This is a genomic window from Enterococcus sp. 1001283B150225_161107_E12 (genome assembly GCF_015556925.1).
Taxonomy (GTDB): Bacteria; Bacillota; Bacilli; order Lactobacillales; family Enterococcaceae; genus Enterococcus_B; species Enterococcus_B mundtii.
Genome location: NZ_JADNNI010000001.1, coordinates 118,894 through 142,099 on the forward strand (window position 1 = coordinate 118,894; position 23,206 = coordinate 142,099).

22 protein-coding genes are annotated in these 23,206 nt (G+C 39.2%); 3 read left to right on the forward strand and 19 right to left on the reverse strand.

Features of this window, described 5'->3' with window-relative positions:
* Positions 1–16: 16 nt before the first annotated feature.
* Complete coding sequence (locus I2F89_RS00460) at positions 17–2,557, forward strand: cation-translocating P-type ATPase (protein ID WP_195513208.1); 2,541 nt, start codon at positions 17–19, stop codon at positions 2,555–2,557.
* A gap of 746 nt (positions 2,558–3,303) precedes the next feature.
* Positions 3,304–3,477 carry a hypothetical protein gene (locus I2F89_RS00465; RefSeq protein ID WP_010735481.1) on the forward strand — a complete coding sequence of 58 codons (174 nt, stop codon included), beginning with the start codon at positions 3,304–3,306 and terminating at the stop codon, positions 3,475–3,477.
* Between the two features lie 75 nt (positions 3,478–3,552).
* On the opposite strand, the gene I2F89_RS00470 is transcribed toward I2F89_RS00465, so the two are convergent.
* The 12 genes from I2F89_RS00470 to I2F89_RS00525 all read right to left on the reverse strand — a co-directional run bounded on the left by I2F89_RS00470 (position 3,553) and on the right by I2F89_RS00525 (position 15,213).
* Positions 3,553–3,792: a hypothetical protein gene (locus I2F89_RS00470; RefSeq protein ID WP_229078006.1), complete on the reverse strand. Its 240-nt coding sequence runs from the start codon at positions 3,790–3,792 to the stop codon at positions 3,553–3,555.
* A 114-nt stretch (positions 3,793–3,906) separates the two neighbouring features.
* On the reverse strand, positions 3,907–4,851 hold the full coding sequence (locus I2F89_RS00475) for an L-lactate dehydrogenase (RefSeq protein WP_019724600.1): 945 nt from the start codon (positions 4,849–4,851) through the stop codon (positions 3,907–3,909).
* Between the two features lie 114 nt (positions 4,852–4,965).
* Complete coding sequence (locus I2F89_RS00480) at positions 4,966–5,490, reverse strand: hypothetical protein (protein ID WP_195513210.1); 525 nt, start codon at positions 5,488–5,490, stop codon at positions 4,966–4,968.
* On the reverse strand, positions 5,487–5,831 hold the full coding sequence (locus I2F89_RS00485) for a hypothetical protein (RefSeq protein ID WP_065095801.1): 345 nt from the start codon (positions 5,829–5,831) through the stop codon (positions 5,487–5,489). The genes I2F89_RS00480 and I2F89_RS00485 overlap by 4 nt, the downstream gene beginning before the upstream one ends.
* A gap of 32 nt (positions 5,832–5,863) precedes the next feature.
* The gene (locus I2F89_RS00490; RefSeq protein ID WP_074798987.1) at positions 5,864–6,055 is read right to left on the reverse strand and encodes a hypothetical protein; all 192 of its coding nucleotides are present in this window, start codon (positions 6,053–6,055) and stop codon (positions 5,864–5,866) included.
* 158 nt (positions 6,056–6,213) lie between these two features.
* Positions 6,214–6,507 (reverse strand): rRNA processing protein, encoded by a 294-nt coding sequence (locus tag I2F89_RS00495; RefSeq protein WP_071867036.1) that lies wholly within the window; start codon positions 6,505–6,507, stop codon positions 6,214–6,216.
* Between the two features lie 84 nt (positions 6,508–6,591).
* Positions 6,592–8,640 (reverse strand): beta-galactosidase, encoded by a 2,049-nt coding sequence (locus I2F89_RS00500; RefSeq protein WP_195513211.1) that lies wholly within the window; start codon positions 8,638–8,640, stop codon positions 6,592–6,594.
* Between the two features lies 1 nt (position 8,641).
* Positions 8,642–10,882: an alpha-galactosidase gene (locus I2F89_RS00505; RefSeq protein ID WP_195513212.1), complete on the reverse strand. Its 2,241-nt coding sequence runs from the start codon at positions 10,880–10,882 to the stop codon at positions 8,642–8,644.
* Positions 10,883–10,974: 92 nt separating this feature from the next.
* Complete coding sequence (locus I2F89_RS00510) at positions 10,975–11,412, reverse strand: DUF3284 domain-containing protein (RefSeq protein ID WP_195513213.1); 438 nt, start codon at positions 11,410–11,412, stop codon at positions 10,975–10,977.
* A gap of 15 nt (positions 11,413–11,427) precedes the next feature.
* Positions 11,428–12,759 (reverse strand): PTS sugar transporter subunit IIC, encoded by a 1,332-nt coding sequence (locus I2F89_RS00515; protein WP_195513214.1) that lies wholly within the window; start codon positions 12,757–12,759, stop codon positions 11,428–11,430.
* A gap of 162 nt (positions 12,760–12,921) precedes the next feature.
* The gene (locus I2F89_RS00520; RefSeq protein WP_086334662.1) at positions 12,922–13,959 is read right to left on the reverse strand and encodes a LacI family DNA-binding transcriptional regulator; all 1,038 of its coding nucleotides are present in this window, start codon (positions 13,957–13,959) and stop codon (positions 12,922–12,924) included.
* Between the two features lie 216 nt (positions 13,960–14,175).
* Positions 14,176–15,213 carry a Gfo/Idh/MocA family oxidoreductase gene (locus tag I2F89_RS00525; RefSeq protein WP_195513215.1) on the reverse strand — a complete coding sequence of 346 codons (1,038 nt, stop codon included), beginning with the start codon at positions 15,211–15,213 and terminating at the stop codon, positions 14,176–14,178.
* A 212-nt stretch (positions 15,214–15,425) separates the two neighbouring features.
* Here I2F89_RS00525 and I2F89_RS00530 point away from each other — a divergent pair, with 212 nt between their 5' ends.
* Entirely contained in the window at positions 15,426–16,298 is an 873-nt protein-coding gene (locus I2F89_RS00530) for a MurR/RpiR family transcriptional regulator (RefSeq protein WP_071867043.1), read from the forward strand.
* 96 nt (positions 16,299–16,394) lie between these two features.
* Here the strand turns inward: I2F89_RS00530 and I2F89_RS00535 are convergent, their stop codons facing one another.
* The 7 genes from I2F89_RS00535 to I2F89_RS00565 all read right to left on the reverse strand — a co-directional run bounded on the left by I2F89_RS00535 (position 16,395) and on the right by I2F89_RS00565 (position 23,157).
* Positions 16,395–16,973 carry a histidine phosphatase family protein gene (locus I2F89_RS00535; protein ID WP_195513216.1) on the reverse strand — a complete coding sequence of 193 codons (579 nt, stop codon included), beginning with the start codon at positions 16,971–16,973 and terminating at the stop codon, positions 16,395–16,397.
* Between the two features lie 262 nt (positions 16,974–17,235).
* Positions 17,236–17,847, reverse strand: coding sequence for a TetR family transcriptional regulator (locus tag I2F89_RS00540; protein WP_195513217.1), 612 nt, complete (start codon positions 17,845–17,847; stop codon positions 17,236–17,238).
* Positions 17,848–17,865: 18 nt separating this feature from the next.
* Positions 17,866–18,546, reverse strand: coding sequence for an ABC transporter ATP-binding protein (locus I2F89_RS00545; RefSeq protein ID WP_071867046.1), 681 nt, complete (start codon positions 18,544–18,546; stop codon positions 17,866–17,868).
* Positions 18,547–18,553: 7 nt separating this feature from the next.
* Complete coding sequence (locus I2F89_RS00550) at positions 18,554–19,627, reverse strand: ABC transporter permease (RefSeq protein WP_195513218.1); 1,074 nt, start codon at positions 19,625–19,627, stop codon at positions 18,554–18,556.
* A 282-nt stretch (positions 19,628–19,909) separates the two neighbouring features.
* The gene (locus I2F89_RS00555; RefSeq protein WP_195513219.1) at positions 19,910–21,754 is read right to left on the reverse strand and encodes a carbohydrate-binding domain-containing protein; all 1,845 of its coding nucleotides are present in this window, start codon (positions 21,752–21,754) and stop codon (positions 19,910–19,912) included.
* A gap of 13 nt (positions 21,755–21,767) precedes the next feature.
* The gene (locus I2F89_RS00560) at positions 21,768–22,442 is read right to left on the reverse strand and encodes a DUF4956 domain-containing protein (RefSeq protein WP_195513220.1); all 675 of its coding nucleotides are present in this window, start codon (positions 22,440–22,442) and stop codon (positions 21,768–21,770) included.
* A complete protein-coding gene (locus I2F89_RS00565; RefSeq protein ID WP_071867050.1) occupies positions 22,432–23,157 on the reverse strand; it encodes a polyphosphate polymerase domain-containing protein in 726 nt (241 codons plus the stop codon). Before I2F89_RS00565 ends, I2F89_RS00560 begins: the two co-directional genes overlap by 11 nt.
* Positions 23,158–23,206 lie beyond the last annotated feature (49 nt).

Sequence of the window (23,206 nt, forward strand, 5' to 3'; positions counted from 1 at the left end):
GGAGGGAATAGGCAGAATGAAAATAGAAAACTTACAGACAGATAGACAAAAAGGATTAACGGAACAAGAAGCAAACGATCGATTAGAATACTACGGTGTAAACTCGATTGACACTCAGTCAACTAAATCTTTTATTGTTTATTTCAAAGAAGCAATGAAAGATATCACGATTTTGATTTTACTTGTTGCCACAGGACTATCTACGGTTATTGCTTATCAAACACATCCGGACGATTTTACAGAACCAATTGTCATCTTTTCAATTGTCCTATTAAATCTTTATTTATCGATACGGCAACAAAAAAGTGCGGAAAAATCAATGGATCAACTGAAAAAAATGAGTACGCCATCTAGCTGTGTCTTGAGAGAAAGTTCCGTTAAAGAAATCAACAGCTCTGAGATCGTTCCTGGTGATATTGTACAACTTAAATTGGGTGATCGTGTCCCTGCTGACGCGAAAGTAATTACAAGTACTAATTTCTTTGTTGACGAATCATTTTTGACTGGAGAAAGTGAACCGAGTGAAAAAGACGCTTCTTATCAACCTACTGATAATGAAGGATTGAGTGATCGTAAAGATCTAGTATTTTCTGGTGCATTAGTCGTGACAGGTAAAGCGACAGTCTTAGTTGAAAAAACTGGCAATGCTACAGAAATCGGAAAAATCTCTCATTTGATCACGAATGAAGGAACGCATGTCGCACCACTGCAAATCAAAATGCAAAGACTGGGTAAAGTGCTAGGGCTAGTCGCAATCACTGCTGGTTTCTTGGCAATTGTAATTGGTTTAGTAAAAGGTTTGAGCCTAGAATCAAGTATCATGACTGCAATTTCAATGGCAGTTGCAGCAATACCAGAAGTATTACCTGTTGTCGTAACCATTTCTCTAGCTGTAGGTATGGGGAATATGGCAGTTAAGAAAACCATTGTTCGGACACCATCAACGGTTGAAACAGTAGGTGGCGTTTCTGTGATTTGCTCAGATAAAACCGGTACGATCACTGAAAACAAAATGTCTGTGAAAAAAATCGCTCCATTAATAGAAATACCTACTCTTTTAGACTTCACTAAAGACAAGGAAAAAAATCTACTTTTGCTGTTTTATCTTGCGAGTGCGTTTTCTGAGAACGAAGGAGGGAGCAACCCCACGGAGTTAGCGATTCAAAAAGCTGTAAATAATCGCTTTTCAGAGAAGGAATTACAGGAACATCTTTCAGATTTGGAAAAAATCAAAGAATTGCCCTTTGATTCAAAAAGAAAACGTATGACTGTGGTCTATCGTATTGGAAAAGAATATCTATCAGTCACAAAAGGAGCATTCGATCGACTACACTTGGTGAATCTAAGCGAAGATTATCAAGCAGAACATGATCAACTTGCTGATCAAGCGTACCGTGTATTAGGGGTAGCTTACAAGGTATTCCAACAATCAATCGAAGAACTATCAGAGGAAGAATTAGAGGAGGAGCTGACATTTGCCGGCTTTATCGGCATCATCGATCCAGCGAGAAAAGAAGCAGCAAAAGCGGTGGAAGTAGCCAAAAAAGCAGGAATTAAAACCGTTATGATCACTGGCGATCATTTATTAACAGCTTCACGTATTGCTAAAGAAGTAGGGATAATGGGAGAAGGAGACCGGGCAATGACAGGGGCAGAACTGAAAAGAATGAGTGATAAACAGTTAGCCGAAACGATCGATAGGTATCGAGTGTTTGCTCGAACGTCAACTGAGGACAAGATACGAATCGTTAAAGCTTTTCAACAAAATGACGAAATCGTCGCCATGACGGGGGACGGAGTGAACGACGCTCCGGCATTAAAAGCAGCGGACGTCGGCATTGCTATGGGGAGTGGAACGGAAGTGGCGAAGGAAGCTTCTGACATGGTTTTAGTAGATGATCATTTTGCAACGATCGTCCAAGCGGTAGAAGAGGGGCGAAGAGTGTATCAAAATATCCGTAAATCTCTATATGCCATGTTAGGTTGTAATATTTCAGCTTTAACGATCGTATTGATTTCTTTGATCTTAGGTTGGGGGGCGCCAGTCACAGCGATCCAATTAATGATCATCAAAGTAGTCGCAGATGGCATCCCTGGTTTTAGTTTAAGTGTCGAACCTGCAGAGGGAAAAAATATGGAAAAACAACCGATCCATAAATACGACAGTATTTTTTCACAAGGATTGACCTTTAAGATCCTTGAAATCTCTGTTGTGTTTACCGTCGTCACATTATTGGCTATAGTTATTGGTCGTACACAATCAGTAGCGATTTCTGAAACAATGACATTTATTGTCCTAGGGTTATCCACGATCAGCCATATGTATAATTGTCGCAGTGAAGTATCTATTTTACGATTAAAATTTTTTGGCAATCCATTGTTAGTCTTAACTACAGCAATTGGTGCATTGATTATTGTCTTATTAGTGACAATCCCTCTGACACAACATACCTTTGGATTTGTTACGATTGGACTTTCCAACTGGCTATGGGTTCTTGGTTTATCTTTTATTCCAGTAGCCTATATCGAAGTGAAAAAATGGACACATCTGTTTTAAAGAATTAACTGAATGATTTTCTCTTAGTTAAGTTAAGTTTAATTTTGTTCGTCTGTAGTTTATTTTTCCCGAAGCTACGGACGAACTTTTCTTAAAATGACTTAAAAAAGCGCAAATGATAAAAATAAATACAGATAACAAAAAAACTAGAGAATTATGGGAATTTATGACTAGTATAAGAGGTTAGAACGAGGAATTATAAAGGTAATCATTTTTCATTTATTCTAGTTTACATAATATATATTATACAAAGTAGATTCAAATGAAGTATGAACCGTTATCAACCTGAATTAATCCGAATTTTACCACAAAACCGATTTTTGACCCTTCTGCAAAATTTTAAAATTATTTTGCACTTGATTTATTTTCTCTGACTAGTTATTCATTACTCATTTACTAGAAACCAATGATTTTAAATCTATATTCCTGCAATCTACAAAAAATTAGATTGACTTCTGTCATCAGATTTAAGTTGGACTCAAGAATTTTTTATGACTTCGTCAATTTATGTATTTATCATCAACTAATCTATATCAGCCATTCTAATAATATGTTTTGCTAATTCCATATGTTTATTCATGAATCGTATCTTAACGATCAATTTAACGATCTTTTTCTATTATTATTACTTTAAATAACTTAGCTATTTAAGTTCCTTATTTTCCTCGAAAATCACTTTTTTGGTTCTCTTAGGCCAAGTTTAATGTGATATGTTATCTATAGAATAATAACTGAGGTGATAAAAAATGAAAATTGTCAAACTAGAGAAAGAAAAAATCAAACAGTACATATTAAATGAAGCCAATGAACAAGATATGATTGAAATGATCGAGCTGATGCGTGCAAAGAAAGCGATTTTAGACTTAGAAAAAATCGCAATGGAGAAGAAGAAAATCGTTGATAAATTCAACAAATTGTAAGAGTCTAAGCTCTATAGACTCTTTTTTCTCTATCTACGACTGCCCTCTTCTCCATTCAAATGTTCCTATAATTCACTAAAAACGGATCACAGAAATATGATAAAAAATAATCCCGATAAATACGCCAAATAGAATATGTAAAACAACCGCAAAAACTAACGAAACGACCTTGGCTCCTTTTTTATCCCAGCTGTACGTTGCTTTCTTATTCTTCCATAGTAAAGATACAAGCAACAAACTGAGAATCATAAACCATAATAATAGTGCAATACCAACCAAAGGCATTATTTTTTCATTAACAATAGCTATACCCATAAATTCTCCTTTCTTTTCTAAATACTCTTCTATCATCAAAAAAACGGGAATAATCGGAAATGATAGTTTGCTATTTCCCGATTTTCCCGTTTTTCGTTTATTTCATTGCTGATGTTAGCGTACAGTATCAAGTACGGCTTTTAATTCACTGACTGATTGATGGAACATTGCTTTTTCTTGAGGTGTGATCGATAGGTCAATGATTTCTCTTACCCCATTTTCATCAACGATCGATGGCACACCAGTAAAAATATCTTCTTCACCATACTCGCCATTTAAGTAAGCTGAAACTGGTAGTACAGCTTGTTCATTATTTAGGATGGCTTTGACGATTCGAGTCGTACTCATACCGATACCGTAATAAGTTGCTTTTTTACGGTCAATGATTTCATAAGCTGCATTTTTTACTTTGTCAGCAAGTACTGTTAGATCATTTTCTTCTAAACGATGATCTTTCTCAACGTATTCCATGATTGGTTTACCACCGACTGTAGTATGTGACCAAGCAGCTACTTCTGAATCCCCATGCTCACCTAAGATATAACCGTGTACACTACGTGGATCAACTGCAAGTTTCAAAGCAATTTCTTTTCTGAAACGAGTTGTATCTAAAGTTGTTCCAGTTCCTACCACTCTTGAAGCTGGTAAGCCGGATTCTTGCCATGTTAAGTAAGTTAAAATATCGACTGGGTTTGAAGCAACAACGAAGATACCATCAAAACCTGAAGCCATGACTTCTTTAACGATTTGACGAGTGATCGCTGCATTTGTTTTCACTAGATCTAAGCGAGTTTGACCAGGTTTTTGGTTCACGCCAGCAGTTAAGATCACTAGATTTGCATCTTTACATTCTTCATACGTGCCAGACCATACGGAAACGTTCTTTTCGCCCCATGCCATTCCATCTAGTAAGTCTAAAGCTTCTCCTTCGGCTTTTTCTTGGTTGACATCGATTAAGACAAGTTCATTGGCAACACCTTGATTGATCATCGCATAAGCAATACTTGTACCGACAAATCCTGTACCTACGATTACAACTTTACGACTTGTTTTTTTCATGTCTAACACACCTTTCATCCGTTCTTTGTTATTTTCATGAAAATTATAAATCGGTTGCTATCATTTTTCAATAATATAGAAATTATATATACTATAATAATTTTTTATAGAAAATCAATAACGTCCATGATCGGATTGTGTTCTTCTCACTCTTGGTATTTCTTTACGAGAAGTTGGCAAGCCTTTAATTGATGGATCATTTATTTTTAATAAAGCAGTCATTTGCGGTGAAAGGTTTGTAACTTTTGATTGTAAAGGCATAGGTTCAGGTTTTGTTGTTTGATAAGCTTGGTGTTCCTTAGGTAAGGAACTGGTACTGAATTGTCGTGAGATATGACTAAGATTAGGAACCCCTTCCAAACGAATAGGAGAAATTTTTAGTTGTAGATCTTCGACATAAATTCTTGAAGAAGGTTTTTTATAGAGTGGATCACCAAGTTTAGGGAACCAGTTTTTTCTTCTTTCACTGCGCTTGAGTTTGTTAGCTAACCGTTCCATTTCATTTTCACCAGTATACTTGGGATAGTTTGTAGCATGATAAGTCGAATAGATGGCTTCGTTGATTCGTTGGAATAGCATTTCCCGATATGTATTTGTATTGAATAATCGATGCAACTGGTACAAAATAAAATCCCTCAATCTTCTTGCTCCTCATTCTGATGCCATGGCTCAAAGACATCTCTTTGTCTACTCGCTCTGGCCTTTTCTTTTTCTATATTGCTCTTAACTCTTTCTTCTTGGACTTTGTAAGAAGCCGCAACTTCTTTTTTGAAGTGTCTGCGGTCTTTACGAGTCACCCTTTTTATATATTTGAATATTTGCCAAATAATCACGACAAGTAAGTAAACCGTGAAAAAGCCAGAAAAGCCAAACTGAATAATAAATGACATAAGAAAGGCAGCAAGCTTACCTGCTTGACTAGCTGATGGAAAATTTTCCTGTTGTTGCGCAATAAATGTTAAAACCCAGTACATGCCCATTTTTTTCCCCCTACTCTTCTTTGCTCCAGTACTTACTTAGTCTTTTTATACCGACTTTTGGCAAGTGCTTGTTTAGATGGTTTCCCCATTTTTGGTTGTGCGACCATTTTTACAGAAATAAAAACACATAAAACAATAACAAAACTTGTGATACCAATGATCATAGATGTGTTATTGACAAAATATTTTGTGATTAATTGAATCATGTCTGTTTGACCAATCACTATTTTTCACCTCCTTTAGACATACAATAAGCAATCATAGTTTATAATGAAAGGATGATTTTAAAAAAACTTTTTTTTGCTTATTTTGAAAAAATAGAAAAGAACTTGCATCTTTAAGCCTTCAACATGGCTCACGCGGATACAAGTTCTTTTTTTACTTATTCTTTGTGTTTCGTTTTAAAAGCGTCAAATTTTTCTTTCGCTTCTTCTACCACTTCTTCTAGTTCATCCTTCAAATGATGTTTTTTTGTTGGATGCTCGGACTCTTCTTCCACTGCGTTTGAACCAGACATCGCGACTTCTTTTTCTTCACCGGAGTTGGTTCCAGCTAACGCCTCTTCTTTATCTGTTGTTTCACCTGAATTAGTTCCAGCTAACGCAACTTCATCATCTGTTTTAGGCGCCATGGAACCTCTTAAACGTTTTTCTTTTTCTCCATCATAATTTGTCATGTTTCTCGTCCTCCTTGTTGCTCTGTCTCTATCCTACAACAAGAATAAAATAACTGTCAAAACATAAAGGCGGGAACATTCGTATTAATTTTCTTTCCTTAGAATTTTCACTTCGTAAGGTGCAAACGTTTGGATACCAGTAAGCGTTTGATTTGTTTCGATAGCCAAGTAAGGATCAAGCAACTCAAGCTGTTGCCTCTCCTCAGAAAAATTCATTAGAAAGTAATAGCAGTGTGTCCCATCGGTTCGCGATTGAATCGAAATTTTTGGATTTGAACTCTTAACGATTCCTTGCTGCAACTGTAATTTTTCGATGATTGGCTGGTAAAACACTTCTAGAAAATCGAGATCGGTACGAGCTGCTAAGTAATAAGCAGTTCCCTCGCCTAATTGATTTTCAACTAGAGCTGGCGTTTCAGCATAAAAATCTTGTTTGTAAGTAGCTCTCACCTTTCCTGTCGTTTCGTTGACGATGCCACAATAGTCTTTTGTTTGATATGTTTGTTCCTTATAAAGGATTTGATTGTGTTCTCCTGGATAAAGCGTATCAAGCTCTTTTGGAAGGACACCAAAAAGTGTTTGCAAAACTTGTGGCCATTCTCCAAGATGTAACCGATCATGTTCATTGACCATTCCGGTAAAATAGCTACCAATCAAGGTGCCACCTTTTGTCACATATTCTGAGAGTTTGACCATCGTTTCTTCACGCATCAAATAGAGCATTGGTGCAACGACTAAGGCATAATTAGAGAAGTCTTGATTTGGCGTCAAAATATCAACAGTTATATCTCTTTCCCAAAAGAATCGGTAATGTTCTTGTAGTGTTTGGATATAACGACGAGTTGGACGACCAAAACCACCGCCTCTTTTTAATGCCCAATTGCTTTCCCAGTCAAATAAAATAGCGACTTTTGCCTCTGTTTGTGTACCTTTGATCGAAGACAAAGTGTCTAATCGTTTTCCGTAAGCCGCTACTTCTTGGAAGACTCGATTGTTTTCTGAATTGTCATGTTCGACCACCGCCCCGTGGAATTTTTCGGAATTGCCTAGTGATTGCCGCCATTGAAAATAGAGTGTGCTATCTGACCCATGTGCCAGTTGTTGCATCCCACTTAGCAGGTGCATTCCTGGCTTCTTCGCCTTGTTGAATGCGTGCCAATTCACGTAACTAGGCGTCGATTCCATCACGAGAAACGGTTGTTTCTTCAATGAACGATATTGATCGTGGACGTAAGCTGATTTCATGGCGGTCACATGTAAAGGTTCGTACGGGTTATGCCAGTCGGGGTAGCTATCCCAACTGACGATATCAACAACTTCTGCAAATCGAGAATAATCAAGTCCTTCCAGGGGAATAAAGTCATGCTGGTCATGGCCTTCTGCCATAAAATTAGTCGTTACTGGAATAGCTGGTGTGATTTCTCTAATCGGTTCGATTTCATGTAAAAAGAAATCGATCGTCCGATCTGTCACAAATCGTTTCCAGTCTAGATCCATGCCATGCACTTTATGTTCTCCAAGAGGTGAAGGCGGCACAACTTGGGACCAACTGGAATAATCATTACTCCAAAATGTCATCCACCAAGCGTCATTCACTGCTTCTAAGGTTTGATATTTCGTTTTGACCCACTCACGCCATTTGGCTGCACAAAGTGGACAGTAGCATTCTCCGGAGTATTCATTACTGATATGCCACAGCAATAATGCCGGATGGTCACCATATCGTTCAGCTAAACGGCGATTGATTTGCTGGACTTTTTCCCGATAAACAGTTGATGTGTAACAATGGTTATGGCGAAAGCCATGATGATGCTTTTGTCCTTGTGCATTCGTTCGATTCACTTCTGGATATTTTTCACTCAACCATTGAGGGCGTCCACCACTTGGTGTGGCTAAAATTACACGTCCTTGACGTTTGTGCATCTCTTCAAATACTTTATCTAACCACTCAAAGTGATAAACCCCTTCTTCTGGTTCTAATGTACTCCATGAAAAGATCCCTACAGTTACGGTATTGACATGTGCTTTATCCATCAACTCAAAATCTTTTTTCAAGATTTCAGGGTGATTCAACCATTGTTCCGGATTATAATCCCCACCATGGAGTAAACGTGTGTCATTATAAGTCTTCACTTCATTTCCTCCTTTCTACAAGATGATAGATGAATGATTGACAGTCTCCTGCAAGTTGGTAAGTGGTATGATTCACTCCATTGAACAAACGTGGTTTTTTCAGACCAACATTCATCAGGAAATGACCGCTAATCGTTTCTTTTTGATTGATTTGATAATAACTATCCTTATTCAGGCATTCTGGAAGTGGTAAATATGCCTTTGCGGCTGGATTGGCACGTGCCGATTTTTGATAATAACCAATGATTGCCTCTGACCGATCGTGACTGAAAACACCCCAGCAAATTTCATTATCAGTAGGATGATTTGGCAAGATCTGGAGAAATTCCCCATGAGTCAGCAAATGACGATGGGCTTTGTAAAAAGTGATCCGGTCACTGATCTGTTGTATTTCATCTTCTGTCAAAGCCAATAGGTCTAATTCGTAGCCTAAAGGGCCAAACATCGCCACATCTTGGCGGAATGCTAAGGAAGTGTCACGTAACACTTGGTGGTTCGGAGAAGCAGAGACATGATTACTAAAGCTAGAAAGGGGATATCCTGCTAATGTTCCGCTAAGAATACTTAATCGTTCCAACCCATCACTAGTATCACTAGGCCAGATTTGCGGACTATAAAATAATATACCTAAATCATATCTCCCTCCACCACCAGCACAACCTTCGATCAAAAGATCAGGATAGCTGGTCAATAATTTGCCATAAAGCGTGTAGACGCCTTGGACATAGCGATGGAAGAACTCCTGTTGATGAATCCCCTGTTTTTCTAAATAGGCGGAATAGGCTTCAGTAATATTTCGGTTCATATCCCACTTGATATAAGTTAAATTTGTTTCTTCAATGATCTTTGCCATTTGCTCATAGATCTCTTCAACAACGGCCGGATTCGCAAAATCAAGGACATATTGCCCACGTCCCACCGAGATACGTGAATAGGGATGTCTCACTACCCAATCAGGATGTTTTTCCAATAACTGACTATTAGGAGAGATCATTTCAGGTTCGAACCACATGCCGAATTGAAGGCCCATATTTCTGAGCTTTGTTGCAAAGGCAGCCAGTCCGTGTGGGAATTTTTGCTTATCAGGCGTCCAGTCACCTAACGAGGACCGATCGTTGTTTCGTTTACCAAACCAGCCATCGTCTAAGACAAAACATTCCATTCCTAATTTTTTTCCAATGGTCGCAAGCGACAAGAGTTTTTCTTCGGTAAAATCAAAATACGTTGCTTCCCAGTTATTGAACACGATTGGTCTTGGCGTGTTTTGCCATTGACGATCAATCAAATAGTTTTCGATAAAATGCGTAAATTGTTTGGCAAGACCATTCGTACCTGCAGCGCTATACATCAAGACTGCTTCTGGTGTCGTAAAGCTTTCCTTAGGCGCTAATGTCCAAGTAAATTGTGTCGGATGGATACCGATCATCACTCGCGTTTTATCCCATTCATCCACTTCTGCTTGAGCGAGAAAATTACCAGAATAAACGAGATTCATCCCATAGACCTCTCCTTGATCAAGCGTTGAATTTTGATGTTCCAGCCGGATAAAGGGATTATGCTGATGGCTACTTGCACCTTTTAGTGACCCAATCGCTACGACTCCTTGTTCAAGCGGCCGTTTCTTTTCATGTCGTTCTTTTAACCAAGCACCTGAAAAATGAGTGAAATCATACGCTTTGGTAGAAAGATTCAAGACGCCTGAAAGCATGCGATGGATCTGTAAATCTGTCTCAGATTGATTGATCAGCGTCTGACTTTGAACGATGGCGGTGGAATCGCAAAATAATGTGTAATGAAGTATCAGCTCCAACTGACGTTCCTGATCCACTAATCGCAAAGAGAGTGTTTCCGTTTCTTCCTCTTTCCCATAAGCAGCCGGACACTTTAAGTTTCGTTTCTTGCCTTTTTTAGTCGTTGCTTCGACAAAGCGAAAATCGGTGTAGTAAGGCGTTTGGTTACTTGAAAGTTCGATCGCTCCTTCTTTGAAATCAGAAGAACCATACACAGGATATGCTTGTGGATGATCGGTCAAGGTAAAGTTAGGGTCATCTTCAAAAAACTTGACTGTTCCAGCAGATTTATTTTGATCTGTGACCAAGTAGTCGATTTCTTCGACAGATAAACCATGTAAAGATTTTCCGTAATAAATTTGCTCGATCTGTCCATTTTTCATGACATGGAGAATAAAGCTAACTTGCGAATTATTCATGTGAAATATGCGATTGTTTAATTGTTCAATCATGGAAGGCAACACCTCTTAATTTTTAGTTAGTAAAACAAACAAGGAATGAAGAGAGCGACGTTTTGTTCCTCCATTCCTTGTTTGTGGAGAAATCAGAGCTTTTGTATCAAATAATTGACTCTTTTAGCTAACTGTCGATTGTAAAAGAATTTATAAAATGGCAGGACAAAAAGCAAACTCAGCTGCGTTTTGGCATCAATCAGTTCATTTCTTTCAGAATAATGTAACGTGAACTCCTGCTCATCTTGACGTTTCAGTTGATAGGTTTGAATGATTTTTCCACCGGAGTAATCAGTAGTCATTTCAAGTAGTTCATCTTTGACTAAACGTTGGATCGTCATCGTGCTTTCGACAGTCGCTTGCCCGAGTTTTGTTCGAAGCGCAGTCGTGACGGCTGCTCCTTCTGTCAGCTCGGTAATTGAAGGGTCCTTGCTGTGAAAATAGCTTAATTGTTCTTCCAGTAATATTTGGTAAAAATGTGTGGCTTGTGTCGGTATTTTCTTTCGGTAGTTCAAGGTATCGATCCGCATGGGGTTCACTCCCTACTATTCTTCTATGGTGATTTTTCCATCCATCAGTTGGTTTTCTTTTTCTTGTTTCACTTGTTGGCGTTCTTCCTTCAAATATTCACGGTCCATCGCAACTAAGAAAGGCACCCAAATCAGTGTCATCACAACTACGGTCACGATTTGTAAAAGTGCGCCGGTGATCGAACCAGTTCCTAACCAACCTGACAGTAAAATCGGCGTCGTCCAGACAACCGTTGCCCCGATTGGACGAGGAACTAAGCCAAAGTAAATCGCAAAGTATGAAATCGTAGTAGAAGCTAGTGGCGCTAAAATCCAAGGAATGAATGCCACTGGGTTTAACACGACGGGCAGGCCAAAAGTCATTGGTTCTGATACATTAAAAATCGCTGGCGCAATGATCGTTTTCATCGTCTTCTTCATACGGATTGAGCGAGCGATAAAGAATGCCATTGTGATCGAAATACCAAGTTGCATTCCTTGATTGACGAACACCCCCATAAAGGTCGTGTTGATGATATGTGGCAACTGTTCTGCGCCATTTTTATATGCTTCAAAGTTTTCAATTGCTAAAGCACCCATGATTGGATCAATCACTGCATTGACGACTAACGTGCCGTGGATACCGAACCACCAGAAAAGTTGCGTAAAGAAAACAGCGATCAATACAGCGGGTAAAGTTCCACCAAGTCCCATCAAAGGTTGTTGCAACATCTGATAAACGAAATCGACCGCATTGCCCCATGTGGTAAAAGTAAATAAATAGCGGATGATGTTGAATAAAAACAAAGGAGCGGCTCCGGGAATGATGGCCACGAAAGATTCAGCAATCATCGGCGGTACAGATTCTGGCATCTTGATCGTAAACCCTGAGCGACTGATCCGACTATAGATTTCTGTAGCGACGATCGCTGTCAAGATACCCACGAACATCCCTTCAGCACCTAGTTTCGATAAAGGAATAAACGTTCCCATTGTTTCATCGCTCCCAAACGGTAACAGCATGATGAAACAAGAAAGTGAAATGGCACCAGCAAAGATTTGTGGTTGTTTGTAGTGCCCTGCCAATTGATAACCGATCCCAAATACAATAAAAAGTGCTGAAATACTCATTGTCGCATTGCCTACCGGACCAAAAAACTCATTTAAAAAGGTATTGAATGTTTCCGGTAGAAAAGTAGCGAAGCCAAACGTTGTTGGCAAATTTTGGATAATGATCATGATGGAAGCAAACATTGTTGCAGGAAAAGCCATCATAAAACCATCTCGGAGACTGAGTAGATATTTGTTATTTGCGATCAGCGTTGCAGCGGGCACCATTTTTTCAGCTAATTTATCGACAAATTTCATGTGTGATAACTCCTTTTATTTAATATGTGCAAACGTTTACTTGGTGAGTATAATTGTTTACTTAATGTTTACACAAGTGATAAAACAAAAAAAGTTCGAGAAAGTGAGATTCTCGAACTTTTTCAAGGGATAAAAAGGGATAAATAGGTAAAATGAGTTAATCTAAAGCGGGATGTCCTGTCCGATGGAATCGCGTAACACAAGTTCACTGCGACAGATCACACGAATCGGCATCGTTCGTTCTTTTAACATGCGTTCCTTCGCTAAGCGTACAGCTAAACGCCCCATTTCTTCTGGGTTTGCCTTGATACTAGCTAAGCTTGGGGTCATGAATTGAGCCATTTCGATATCATCAAAACTCACGACAGCAATATCATCAGGGATTTTTTTATTTGCTTCACTGATTGCTTTATAAACACCTACTGCCATCGGATCACTGGCGACGATAACTGCTGTGGGCGGTGAGGATTGCGCCAATAACTCTTTGCCTAACCGAAGGCCATCTTCAGGTTTCCATTTTCCCTGATAGGTGTTGGCATAGTGTTGCAGGCCATTTAATTTCATCCATTTCAGGTAAGATTCCGCCCGGATCTCCTCTTTGTTTTTATGAACTTCACCGTTTTCAGCTACTTGACTGCTGTAGCCACCGATAAATGCGATGTTTCGATGGCCTTTCTTGTAGAGGACCTCTAAAACTTCCACGGTTTTTTGTTGGAAATCGGTTTGGATACAGTCAAATTCTTCAGAGTTAGAGTAATTATCGACCAAGATCAAGTTGGGATTGATCGTAGCGATTTTTTTCGTTGCTTCAATCGTCATTTCACTGATCATGATCACTGCACCATATTTTGCTAACTCTTTCCACTCTTTATGGGCATCTCTCATATGAAAAGCACGTATTGTACGAAAGCGCCACTTTGCCGCTTCTTTTTCGATGCCACCACGGATTTTGCGAAAATAGGGATCATCTAATTCTGCCTCTTCTTGATGTCGAACGATCAAGGCGATCGTCATTTCATCTCCTAGACTTCGACTGCCACGTTTATTTTTGTCGACTGAATAGTTTAATTGATTGGCAATTTCAATCACACGTATCCTTGTTTGTTCGTTGATGCTAAATGTGGGGTCTTCATTCAGGATACGGGAAACACTCGCTGCTGAAACCCCAGCGATTTTGGCAATATCACGTATAGATGCCATTTACTCACCTCTTGTTTACTGTTTACTAAATAGTAACAGATGATTAAACAAAAGGCGAATGAAAAATTTAGCATTCATTCTCTGAGGATTTGTTGTTGTTCTGTGTGAATCAGTGGGTAGAATTAATGAAAAAACCGTAAATCATCCTTTTGATTTACGGCTCGATTCTTTCATTACTTGGAAAAAGTGTCTCCCCTTCTGAATGTAACAACATGTTTAATCTTCGAATGCACTTTTTGCTTCTTCGATCTGTTGGATACCTGTTTCTAATATTTTCATTTGTAATAACGTTTCTTCATCTTTTACGATTTTTTCTGCGCCATTGATCAACGTTTCGTAGATTCCTTCGTACACGCGGCGATAATCTCCGACTTCAGAAATAACTTTCTCTTCATGATAAGTTCCTTCTTCGTCAATGTAGGTCAATACACCATAGTGTTCCGGTTGATCAATCCCAAAGTCAGCATTTTCAGGCATATAGAACATTTTCAAGTGTTCTTCTTGTCGGTCTTTTGTTTGTTTGACAAACATCCCTTTTTTGCCATAGACAACAAAACTAGGACGTTCTTTGATACGGAAGTAACTTGATTTGATTGAAACTTTCATTCGACCGTAGTAAAAGTCTAAGTCAAAGTAATCATTCATTCGGCCGATACCTAGTAATTGACGGACATCGTAATGAATATCATCTGGTTCACCAAAATAAGAAAGGACCTGATCCACTGTATGACAAGCATGGCCATATAAGTAGCTATTGGCAACTGAAAATTCCTTTGTACCCTCTGGGACTTCTGGGCGGAAGTAGTCATAGTGCATTTCCACTTCTAAAATATCACCAAGCTTTCCACTTTCGATCACTTTTTGAACGGTCAAAAAGTCCGAATCAAAGCGGCGGTTTTGATAACATTGGATAAATAGTCCTTTTTCCGCTGCTAAGTCGAATAATTCTTTTGCTTCTTTTGAAGTTTCTGCAAAAGGTTTTTCGACTAATACGTTCTTGCCATTTTCCAAAGCAAGTTTTGCGTATTCTGCATGAAATTGGCTTGGTGTCGTGATGACCACTAATTGGATCTCATGATCATTCCACAGATCAGACAACTGATCGGTATAGTCGATTTCATCAAAAGTCTCCCAGATAGGTGCTGATGGAGAGTAGATTTTTTTGACGTTGATCTTGTCTGGGAGCCTTCTTGAGAACGGTAAATGATAGCGATTGGTGCTTTTGCCATTGCCTAAATATGCGATTGTTAACATGTCGTTTCCTCCTACTTTCGAATGATTTCTTTTCTTGAGTATAGCGCACAATAGATAAAAGAAAGTCGATTCTAGTTTTTTTGGTAGAAATGTTCAAAGAAATTGAAAGAATAAGGATATTTTTGAAAAAGATGTTCAATCTTAGACTAATCTAAAAAGAAGTGGTTATTTTTCTAGTTATTCAGTAAGATAGATTTGGAGGTGTGTGACGGATGCTTATCGAAGAAAAATTAACCCAACAAGAAACATTTACTACAAATGAAAAACGGATCGCCGATTATCTACGCATGAACTTGGAAGCAGCAGTTTATATGACGATTGAAGAGTTGGCAAAGGAGACCTATACCTCCCATTCCGCAATTATCCGCTTCTGTAAAAAAATCGGCTATAGCGGATTTAAAGAATTTCGCTTTGAATTAGGGCGAGAAGTCCACCAACTGGTTGCTCAGTTCAATCAAGTCATCGATCCTAATTTTCCTTTTACCGTTGATGATGATGCGAAGATGATTGCCAAAAAAATGGCGGATCTATCCATTCAAGCCATTAAAAAAGCGCAATTCCAAATGGAAGATCAATCGTTAGAAACCATCGCGACTGTTTTAAACAAAGCAGAGCGCATTTTCTTATTTGCAAAAGGTGATTCGCAAACAACCGCTCGGAAATTTCAAAACAAATTAGTCAAACTAAATAAGTTCTTGATCTTAGCCGAAGAATATAGCGATTCGTCCTGGAATGCAGCTAATTTGACGGAAAATGACTGCGCAATTTTTATTAGCTATAGTGGACGCATCCATCATTACGAACGTATTCTTACCTATCTGGCACATATTGGTGCACCTAGTTTATTGATCACAGGAAATGAACAGTCTGAAATGGCAAAGAAAGCAGCCATGCGGTTGGTCGTGTCCCAAGAAGAGTATGATTTTGCGAAAGTTGCTACATTCTCTTCTCAAATTGCCTTCGACTATGTCTTGAATACCTTGTACTCCTTGATGTATACGCAAAACTACCAAGAAAATTTATTGAATTTGAAAGAAAAACAAGAACTGATCCAAAAAGGCTTGTTAAAGGAATACAAGAAGTAAGCGTTGTAGGAACAAAGAAATAGCCCAAAGACTGAATCCTTCGTTTAGTCTTTGGGCTATTAGTATGGGGTATAGCGCTTCATTTATCAAAATAACTTAAAATTCATGATTGATTGCTTGGATAAATGTAAATTGACGATCGCTATACTCGAATTCTAAAATACAACAATTTGAAAATTTTATCTTGGCTACATGCTCATAAGGTAACCATTTTTGAATAAATAAATACATGGCACCACCATGGCTAACTGCTAACACGCTTTGGTGCTCTTTTTCCATGATGTCGATCAAGGTCGTGTTCATTCTTTGTTGGAGTTCTTTTGAAGACTCCCCGCCATAAGGAACAAATGAATCACCATAAGAAGTTTCGCCAACTGGTCGTTTAGGATTCAACGCTTCACTTTCTCCTTCAAATCGGCCAAAGTTCCATTCTTTTAATCCTTTACTTCGCTGATATTCTTTTTGTCCGATAATGATTTCTAGCGTATCGGAAGCTCGTTCTTGTGTGGATGAATAATACGCATCAAAGGTGATTTGATTGGTTTCAAAATAGTCTCTTGCCACCTCTGCTTGTCTGATCCCAGCTTCTGTCAAGGGAGAGTCACAAGCCCCTTGGATTTTCCCTAATTGATTGAACAAGGTTTGCCCATGGCGCATGAGATAAAGTTTTTTCATTTAAAGACCTCCTGTCGATTTGAATATGTATCTTCATTATTTAGTATAGTCTCTGGAGTAAACTCCAAGTCAATAGAAAACCTATTTTTTTTCGATGTGGTTGGTATACAAGTTGTCTTGACTTGAAATGAACAATGCTCCAGATGTTTACCATCAAGCTTTAATAATGGTTATTCAGCGACTGTATAAAAAAGAAGTGCCTACTCCCAACATCGGAAAATTCTGGGGAAGTAGTCGCTTCTTTTTTATTTGTAGATTTTATCTAGCTATCAGTCTTGCTTTTTATTCCTATCTCTAGCCATTTGACTTTATAGCGGAAATCCTCCACCAGTTCTTCCGCTGTCCATTGGTTGATCATATAATCTGTCAAAGAATTCATGACAAGAGCCATCACGAAATATAAAAAGCTAAAGGCTTCTTCCGTTGTAGCCATGACAATCTGGTTGATTTTCAACAAATCAAGCCATTGTTCAACCATTGATGTGTCACCTTGCTCATTTGAACGCTTCGCTGAACCAAGATCGTTTGCTCGTGTGAGTAATTTGATGGATCGCCAGTAAGAACTCTCTTTACTTAGCTCTCCACACCAAGCGAGATATTCTTCGATTCCTAAGAAAAAATGATATCGATTTCGATTGATTGAAGCAATGATATCTCCATGGACTTGGTTGGAGTAGTTTCGGACAGTGAACGTATACGCATCTTCTAAATCCTGAAAATATTTATAAAATGCCCCACGAGACATGCCCATTGCTTCAACGATTTCTGAAACTTTGACTTGGCTGATGTGCTGATCATAAAATTTATCTAATAAAATCTCTAAGATCCATTGCTGTTTTTCTTTGGAAATATTGAAAAATGTTTCTTTTGGCATAAGCACTCTCCTTACTGCTTAAGCTTTAGCTTGTTCTGTTAGGTAACCATCTTCCATACGATAGACACGGTCGCTCCACTGGATCATCCGAGAATCATGCGTGACCATGACGGTCGCTTTTTGCTTCTCATGGGCTTCCTTGACTAACAATTTGACAACTTCATAGGCATGATCGGTATCTAAGCTTGCTGTGGGTTCATCCGCTAAAATCAAGCTTGGATCATTGAATAAAGCCCTCGCAATCGCTACTCGTTGTCTTTCTCCACCGGATAAATCTTTTGGATAACTGTCTTTTAATTCATAGATATCCAATGACTTCAGCAATTCGTCGATTCGCTCATCCCCTGCTTTTTTCTTAGCGACACGATCGACTAAGTAAAACTGTTCTTTGACCTTTAGGAAAGGGATCAAATTTGAACTTTGTAAAATGAAGCCAATTTCTTTAAAGCGTAAGTCTGCTCGTTTTTTTTCATTTAATTCGGAAAACGAATGACCGTTAATATGGATTTCACCTGAACTAGGTGTTTGAAGTCCACCAGAAATGGTTAAAAATGTACTTTTCCCTGAACCTGAAGGGCCGATGATGCTGACAAATTCTCCTTGTTTCACTGAAAAATTGATTTCTTTTAGTGCAGTCACTTCTGTTCGGCCGTTGCCGAATTTTTTGACGATATTTTTCATTGTCAAGATTTCTTTCATTTTTCTATTACCCTCCTATCGCAATAACTGGATCAACTTTAGCGACTGTCCGAATGGAGAATAGTCCACCGATCATTGCTACGAGTATTAATATCCCACTATATAAAAGCCACTGAGGCCACATGATCGCGAAAGGCATGGCAGCCGGTAAGATCAAACTAGTCAAGAACGCAAGCCCTACTGCGAATGCTACACCAACCACTCCTACGATGAATGCTTGTGCTAGTAAGGAACGGGCGATAAATGAATTTCTGATCCCTTGTGCTTTCATGACACCGAAAATCGCTGTTTTTTGTAAGGTGATCACATACATAAAGATGCCTACAACTGCTGCAACAACGACGAACAAGAAATAAATCATCGCATTCAATGTCATGTTTTGTGCAGAATAACCTGGTAGACTTTGAATAAAGTCTTCAATCGATAATTTTTGTAATGTTTTTGATGCCCCATCTGATTGAATAGTGGCAGCTTGTTTCGTGACGATGGCATTGATCGGCTTCTTCTCATCAGAAGCAAAAGGCTGATCGCCAAATTTCAACTGTGTCCATGTATCAAGATCTGTATAAACGACCGGACCAACCGTGTAATAAGTTTTAGGGAAGATCCCAACAATCGTTAGTTCGTCATCATAGCTACCGATTTTGATTTTTTCACCAATCGAAAAACCTAGATCTGCCATATTTTTGGAAATAATGATTTCATTTTTTTGTTTGAACATCTCGCCGTCTAATAAATCAGGCAATAAAAATGCATCTCTTGTCGTACCGAATACAGTGATATTTTCCTTTTCTTCTGCTTTGACTGCTCCGCTGAATAAGCCAATAGGCGCTTTGTCTTTTGCGTCTACTTGATCTAGATCTTCTCTCGTCAATTGAGAGGCAGCAAAGACTTTATTGGCATCTTCTGACAACACGATTTCTTGTGCTTGCCAGTCAACAATTGCTTTTTTGAACTCTTCGGAGAGTCCACTTGCTAAACCAGTTAACATAAACACGACATAAGCGATCAAGAACATGATCCCAATAATCAGCCCATAACGTAGTTTGGCATAGCGCATTTCCTTTATCGCTAAAAACATTTTTTTGATTCCTCCGTTTCGATTTCTTTATGAGTGACAAAGTGTCACTGGAGAAAAGTATAGCGCTTGTGTATACAATAAGTCAATTGCTGCGTTTGATGAATTCATTCATAATAATCGTATTTTTAAGAAAAAAGAACACTAGATAGCCATTTTCTAAGTACCACAAGCGTTTGCTAACTTTTACGAAAGTAGGAATGAACAAAATAATGATCCCCACAATAGCGTTTGTTCGCCCGCTATTGTGGGGATCATTATCCTTCGTTATCTTCTATGATGGAACTAAAAACCTCCTGGCCCCATTTGACCAAAGGAAACTGCTTCCCCAGATTGAGAAATCGTCATTGAAGTATCTGTGAAGCTGAACGTGCCTAAATCTTCTGCGTCACTGATTGATAGTTGTTCACTAAAACCATTAGTCAGTTCAGCCTGAGTCGTGCCACCGGTAGCAATCGTATAGTTTTCCCCTACTGTAAGCTGTGGTGATGATATAACGATTGTTTGATAATTTTTAGCAGGTTGATACGCAATCACTGCTTCACTTTCGGTTGTTTGAAGGCTCATAAGTGTACCTGCTTGTTGGACAGTGTCATAGCTGATCGCTACTGTTGCTTGAGTAGAACTATCACTAACTGTTTGCGCCATCCCATTTGAACCAGCAGCGACAAATGTCCCACCTGTTAGAGTAAATGTCCCACCATAATCCAATGCACCATTACCACCATTTACGGGGCCGTCGATCAGCATTGTACCACCGGACATTTGAATGTTTCCATTGCTGTCTAAACCGTCTCCTTCTGAATTAACGTAGATTGTGCCACCGTTGATCGTGACTTCTTTGTTCTCATCTGCCTCATCCGGTGGGCCACCAAAGCTGTCAGCGCCAAACTGTCCAGTAGTTGTTTCTGTGTCACTGCCACCACCGGCATTGATCCCATCATCAGTGGCAGTGACTGTTATTTCTCCGTCATTGAAGGTGATAACTGCGGATTCAATTCCTTCATAGGATTGCTGGATGTCAATTGTGCCACCGTTAAAGGTCAACTCATTGTCTGTATGGATACCATCATCCCCAGAGTTTAATGTAAGTGTGCCACCTGTTATTTCAGCACTGTTATTGGTATGGATACTGTCATCGGCACTATTGATGCTATACGTTCCGCTACTGATCAGTACGTTATTCCCAGCTTTTATCCCTTTGTAACTTTCATTTGTATCTAAGTTCGTGCTATCGGCTCCGTCTGCCGTCTGGATCGTGATATCTGCTCCTTGGCTACGGATGGATGTTTCTGCTTGGATGCCGTCTCTTCCACTGGTTATATTGAAAGTCCCACCGTCTATTGCCACCGCACCTTTTGTTTCATCCTCTGTCCCATTTGCTTGGATACCATCCCCTTCTTCAGTAGTGATCTGATAGCTCCCGCCTTTGATGGATACCGCATCCTTTCCTTTCAATCCGTTGTTCTTCGCATTGATCAGATAGGTTCCAGAGATCAAAACCAAGTCATCTTTGCTACGAATCCCGTTGCTATACTTGCCATCGACAGTCAACGCGCCAGTACCATTGATCGTCAAATCTTCTTTACTGTACAATGTGGCATCTGGCTCAGTTTCGTTTTCAGCTAGTGTATATGTCTCTCCATCAGCTAAGTGATTATCGGTGTTGTCTGCCAAAGTCACTATCGCCTTTTCTGTTTGTTGGATATCCACTGCGGGTCCGTTAGAATTGGTGATCGATACACCGTTGAAAATCAGATAGACTTTTTCTTCTTTCGGTACGTTCACGATCAATTGACCGTCAGTCAATGTTCCGCTGATGACATAAGTCCCTCCTTGTGTGATCGTTACTTGTTTATCTGCTACTTCGACACCTTCTCCTGTCACTTCTGTCTCCTCCCCTAATTGGATGTCGACAGCGGAACTTTCCTCATAGCTAGTTGTTAGATCTTCTGTCTCATAATTACCGAACGTCGTTTCTGATTCCGTAGATGTCGTATCTGTCGAGAGATTTGTCACTGTACTTGTATCTGTTTCCTCTGTGCTAGTCTTACCCGAAGAAGCGGAGTTTGCTGAGGAACAGGCTGTTAATAAGAGACTGGTAGCGATCAATGAATACATTTTTTTCATGCGAGTTCCTCCCTTATAATTCTTCACGATTCGTGGCTACTTTACCAAGCACGACTGGTAAATTACCATTGCGAACACGTATTTGATCAATGATTTCTTTTTCCTGCTGTTGATTTTTCAATAGAAGAATATAGCGTAACTCGTATAAGCTTCCCATTGTTGTTGTTCGAACAGAGCTGAGATGATGCGTATACGTATACTCTTCAAAAATATCGGTAAATAATTCAGGGTAGTCCAAATCTTCTGGAATCGTTACCTTCAATTCTCGCTCGGCTACATTATTCTGATTGCCAAAAGGTGAAAGATAAAGCAGTAGTAAAAAGAGCGCGACGATAACTGAGAATATCACCACGTATGCAACATAGCCCATCCCTGTTGCAATCCCGATACCCATCGACCAAAAAATACTAGTGATCTCTCTTGAACCGCCCGCAACCGAACGAAAGCGTATCAAACTAAAAGCGCCGACGACCGCCAAGCCTGTTCCAAGATTGCCGTTGACCAACATGATGACTGATTGAACCAGTATCGGTAAGACTGCAACAGTCACAATAAAGCTTTTCGTATAGACGTTACGTTGCATATGGATAGTTGCAACTAATAACCCTAAAACTAATGAAGTGGCAATACAAATCAATAATTCTTTAGGTTGAATGGTTGCCCCTGATTCGATCAAGCTAGATAGCATAGTTATTTCCCTCCTTTGTACGAACGAATAAATGTCGCTGATACGTTTCTGCGTATTTTGAAAAACTCCCTTTTCTTAGCTGATAATCGTTCAATAGCTCCACAAACCACAAGGGATACGCCCCTAGCGCTTTCACTTCCATCAATACGCCAATCTCAGGAGCAACCAAAGTTTCTTCCCCTGTGATTGATAGATCCAAATTGGTACTGCGAAAACGGATATTCTGGTCAAACGTCACACGGAAATCTGGATCTGACGTGCCAAATAGTGACATTCGTTCATAGATGATCATTGTCTTAGGCGACAAATCTGGATTTCTTTTGAACAACCAGTTCACTTCCTGTGGGATTTGTTCGTCTTCATTTTTAGGGAAATGTTTTTGATCAAGCCATTGCAGATACTCAGCATAAGTGAGTGGCATTCTTCTTTTATAGACGATGCCGTTGACCTTCTTTTTGATTTCTAGAAAGACCATCGATGTCTCCTTTGGAATACCATAGCTTCTTACTCTGAATTTTTCTTTGTATTTTGGTTTCGTCATAGAATTGGTAATGAAACGATCGTCTGGTGTATCAAAGTACAACGATAAAATGGTATGCAGCCCGTATTCGTCGATCTGCATCTGTTTTTTCAAGTCTTTTAAAAAAGAATGGAACTGTGTCGTTGGGATCAGATATTTTGTTTCTTTGCGTTGGAATACATTTTTTAATTTCATTTTCTTCCTCCTGTCTTATCAAGTGATGTCACCTAGCATACAAAGGTTA

Coding starts and splice junctions, on each gene's coding strand:
- I2F89_RS00540 (WP_195513217.1), bottom strand. CDS start 17,847: ATGCCAAAAGAAACATTTTTCAATATTTCCAAAGAAAAACAGCAATGG.
- I2F89_RS00530 (WP_071867043.1), top strand. CDS start 15,426: ATGCTTATCGAAGAAAAATTAACCCAACAAGAAACATTTACTACAAAT.
- I2F89_RS00535 (WP_195513216.1), bottom strand. CDS start 16,973: ATGAAAAAACTTTATCTCATGCGCCATGGGCAAACCTTGTTCAATCAA.
- I2F89_RS00460 (WP_195513208.1), top strand. CDS start 17: ATGAAAATAGAAAACTTACAGACAGATAGACAAAAAGGATTAACGGAA.
- I2F89_RS00485 (WP_065095801.1), bottom strand. CDS start 5,831: ATGGGCATGTACTGGGTTTTAACATTTATTGCGCAACAACAGGAAAAT.
- I2F89_RS00565 (WP_071867050.1), bottom strand. CDS start 23,157: ATGAAATTAAAAAATGTATTCCAACGCAAAGAAACAAAATATCTGATC.
- I2F89_RS00505 (WP_195513212.1), bottom strand. CDS start 10,882: ATGATTGAACAATTAAACAATCGCATATTTCACATGAATAATTCGCAA.
- I2F89_RS00545 (WP_071867046.1), bottom strand. CDS start 18,546: ATGAAAGAAATCTTGACAATGAAAAATATCGTCAAAAAATTCGGCAAC.
- I2F89_RS00520 (WP_086334662.1), bottom strand. CDS start 13,959: ATGGCATCTATACGTGATATTGCCAAAATCGCTGGGGTTTCAGCAGCG.
- I2F89_RS00525 (WP_195513215.1), bottom strand. CDS start 15,213: ATGTTAACAATCGCATATTTAGGCAATGGCAAAAGCACCAATCGCTAT.
- I2F89_RS00475 (WP_019724600.1), bottom strand. CDS start 4,851: ATGAAAAAAACAAGTCGTAAAGTTGTAATCGTAGGTACAGGATTTGTC.
- I2F89_RS00470 (WP_229078006.1), bottom strand. CDS start 3,792: ATGGGTATAGCTATTGTTAATGAAAAAATAATGCCTTTGGTTGGTATT.
- I2F89_RS00465 (WP_010735481.1), top strand. CDS start 3,304: ATGAAAATTGTCAAACTAGAGAAAGAAAAAATCAAACAGTACATATTA.
- I2F89_RS00560 (WP_195513220.1), bottom strand. CDS start 22,442: ATGCTATCTAGCTTGATCGAATCAGGGGCAACCATTCAACCTAAAGAA.
- I2F89_RS00550 (WP_195513218.1), bottom strand. CDS start 19,627: ATGTTTTTAGCGATAAAGGAAATGCGCTATGCCAAACTACGTTATGGG.
- I2F89_RS00495 (WP_071867036.1), bottom strand. CDS start 6,507: ATGACAAATTATGATGGAGAAAAAGAAAAACGTTTAAGAGGTTCCATG.
- I2F89_RS00510 (WP_195513213.1), bottom strand. CDS start 11,412: ATGCGGATCGATACCTTGAACTACCGAAAGAAAATACCGACACAAGCC.
- I2F89_RS00555 (WP_195513219.1), bottom strand. CDS start 21,754: ATGAAAAAAATGTATTCATTGATCGCTACCAGTCTCTTATTAACAGCC.
- I2F89_RS00515 (WP_195513214.1), bottom strand. CDS start 12,759: ATGAAATTTGTCGATAAATTAGCTGAAAAAATGGTGCCCGCTGCAACG.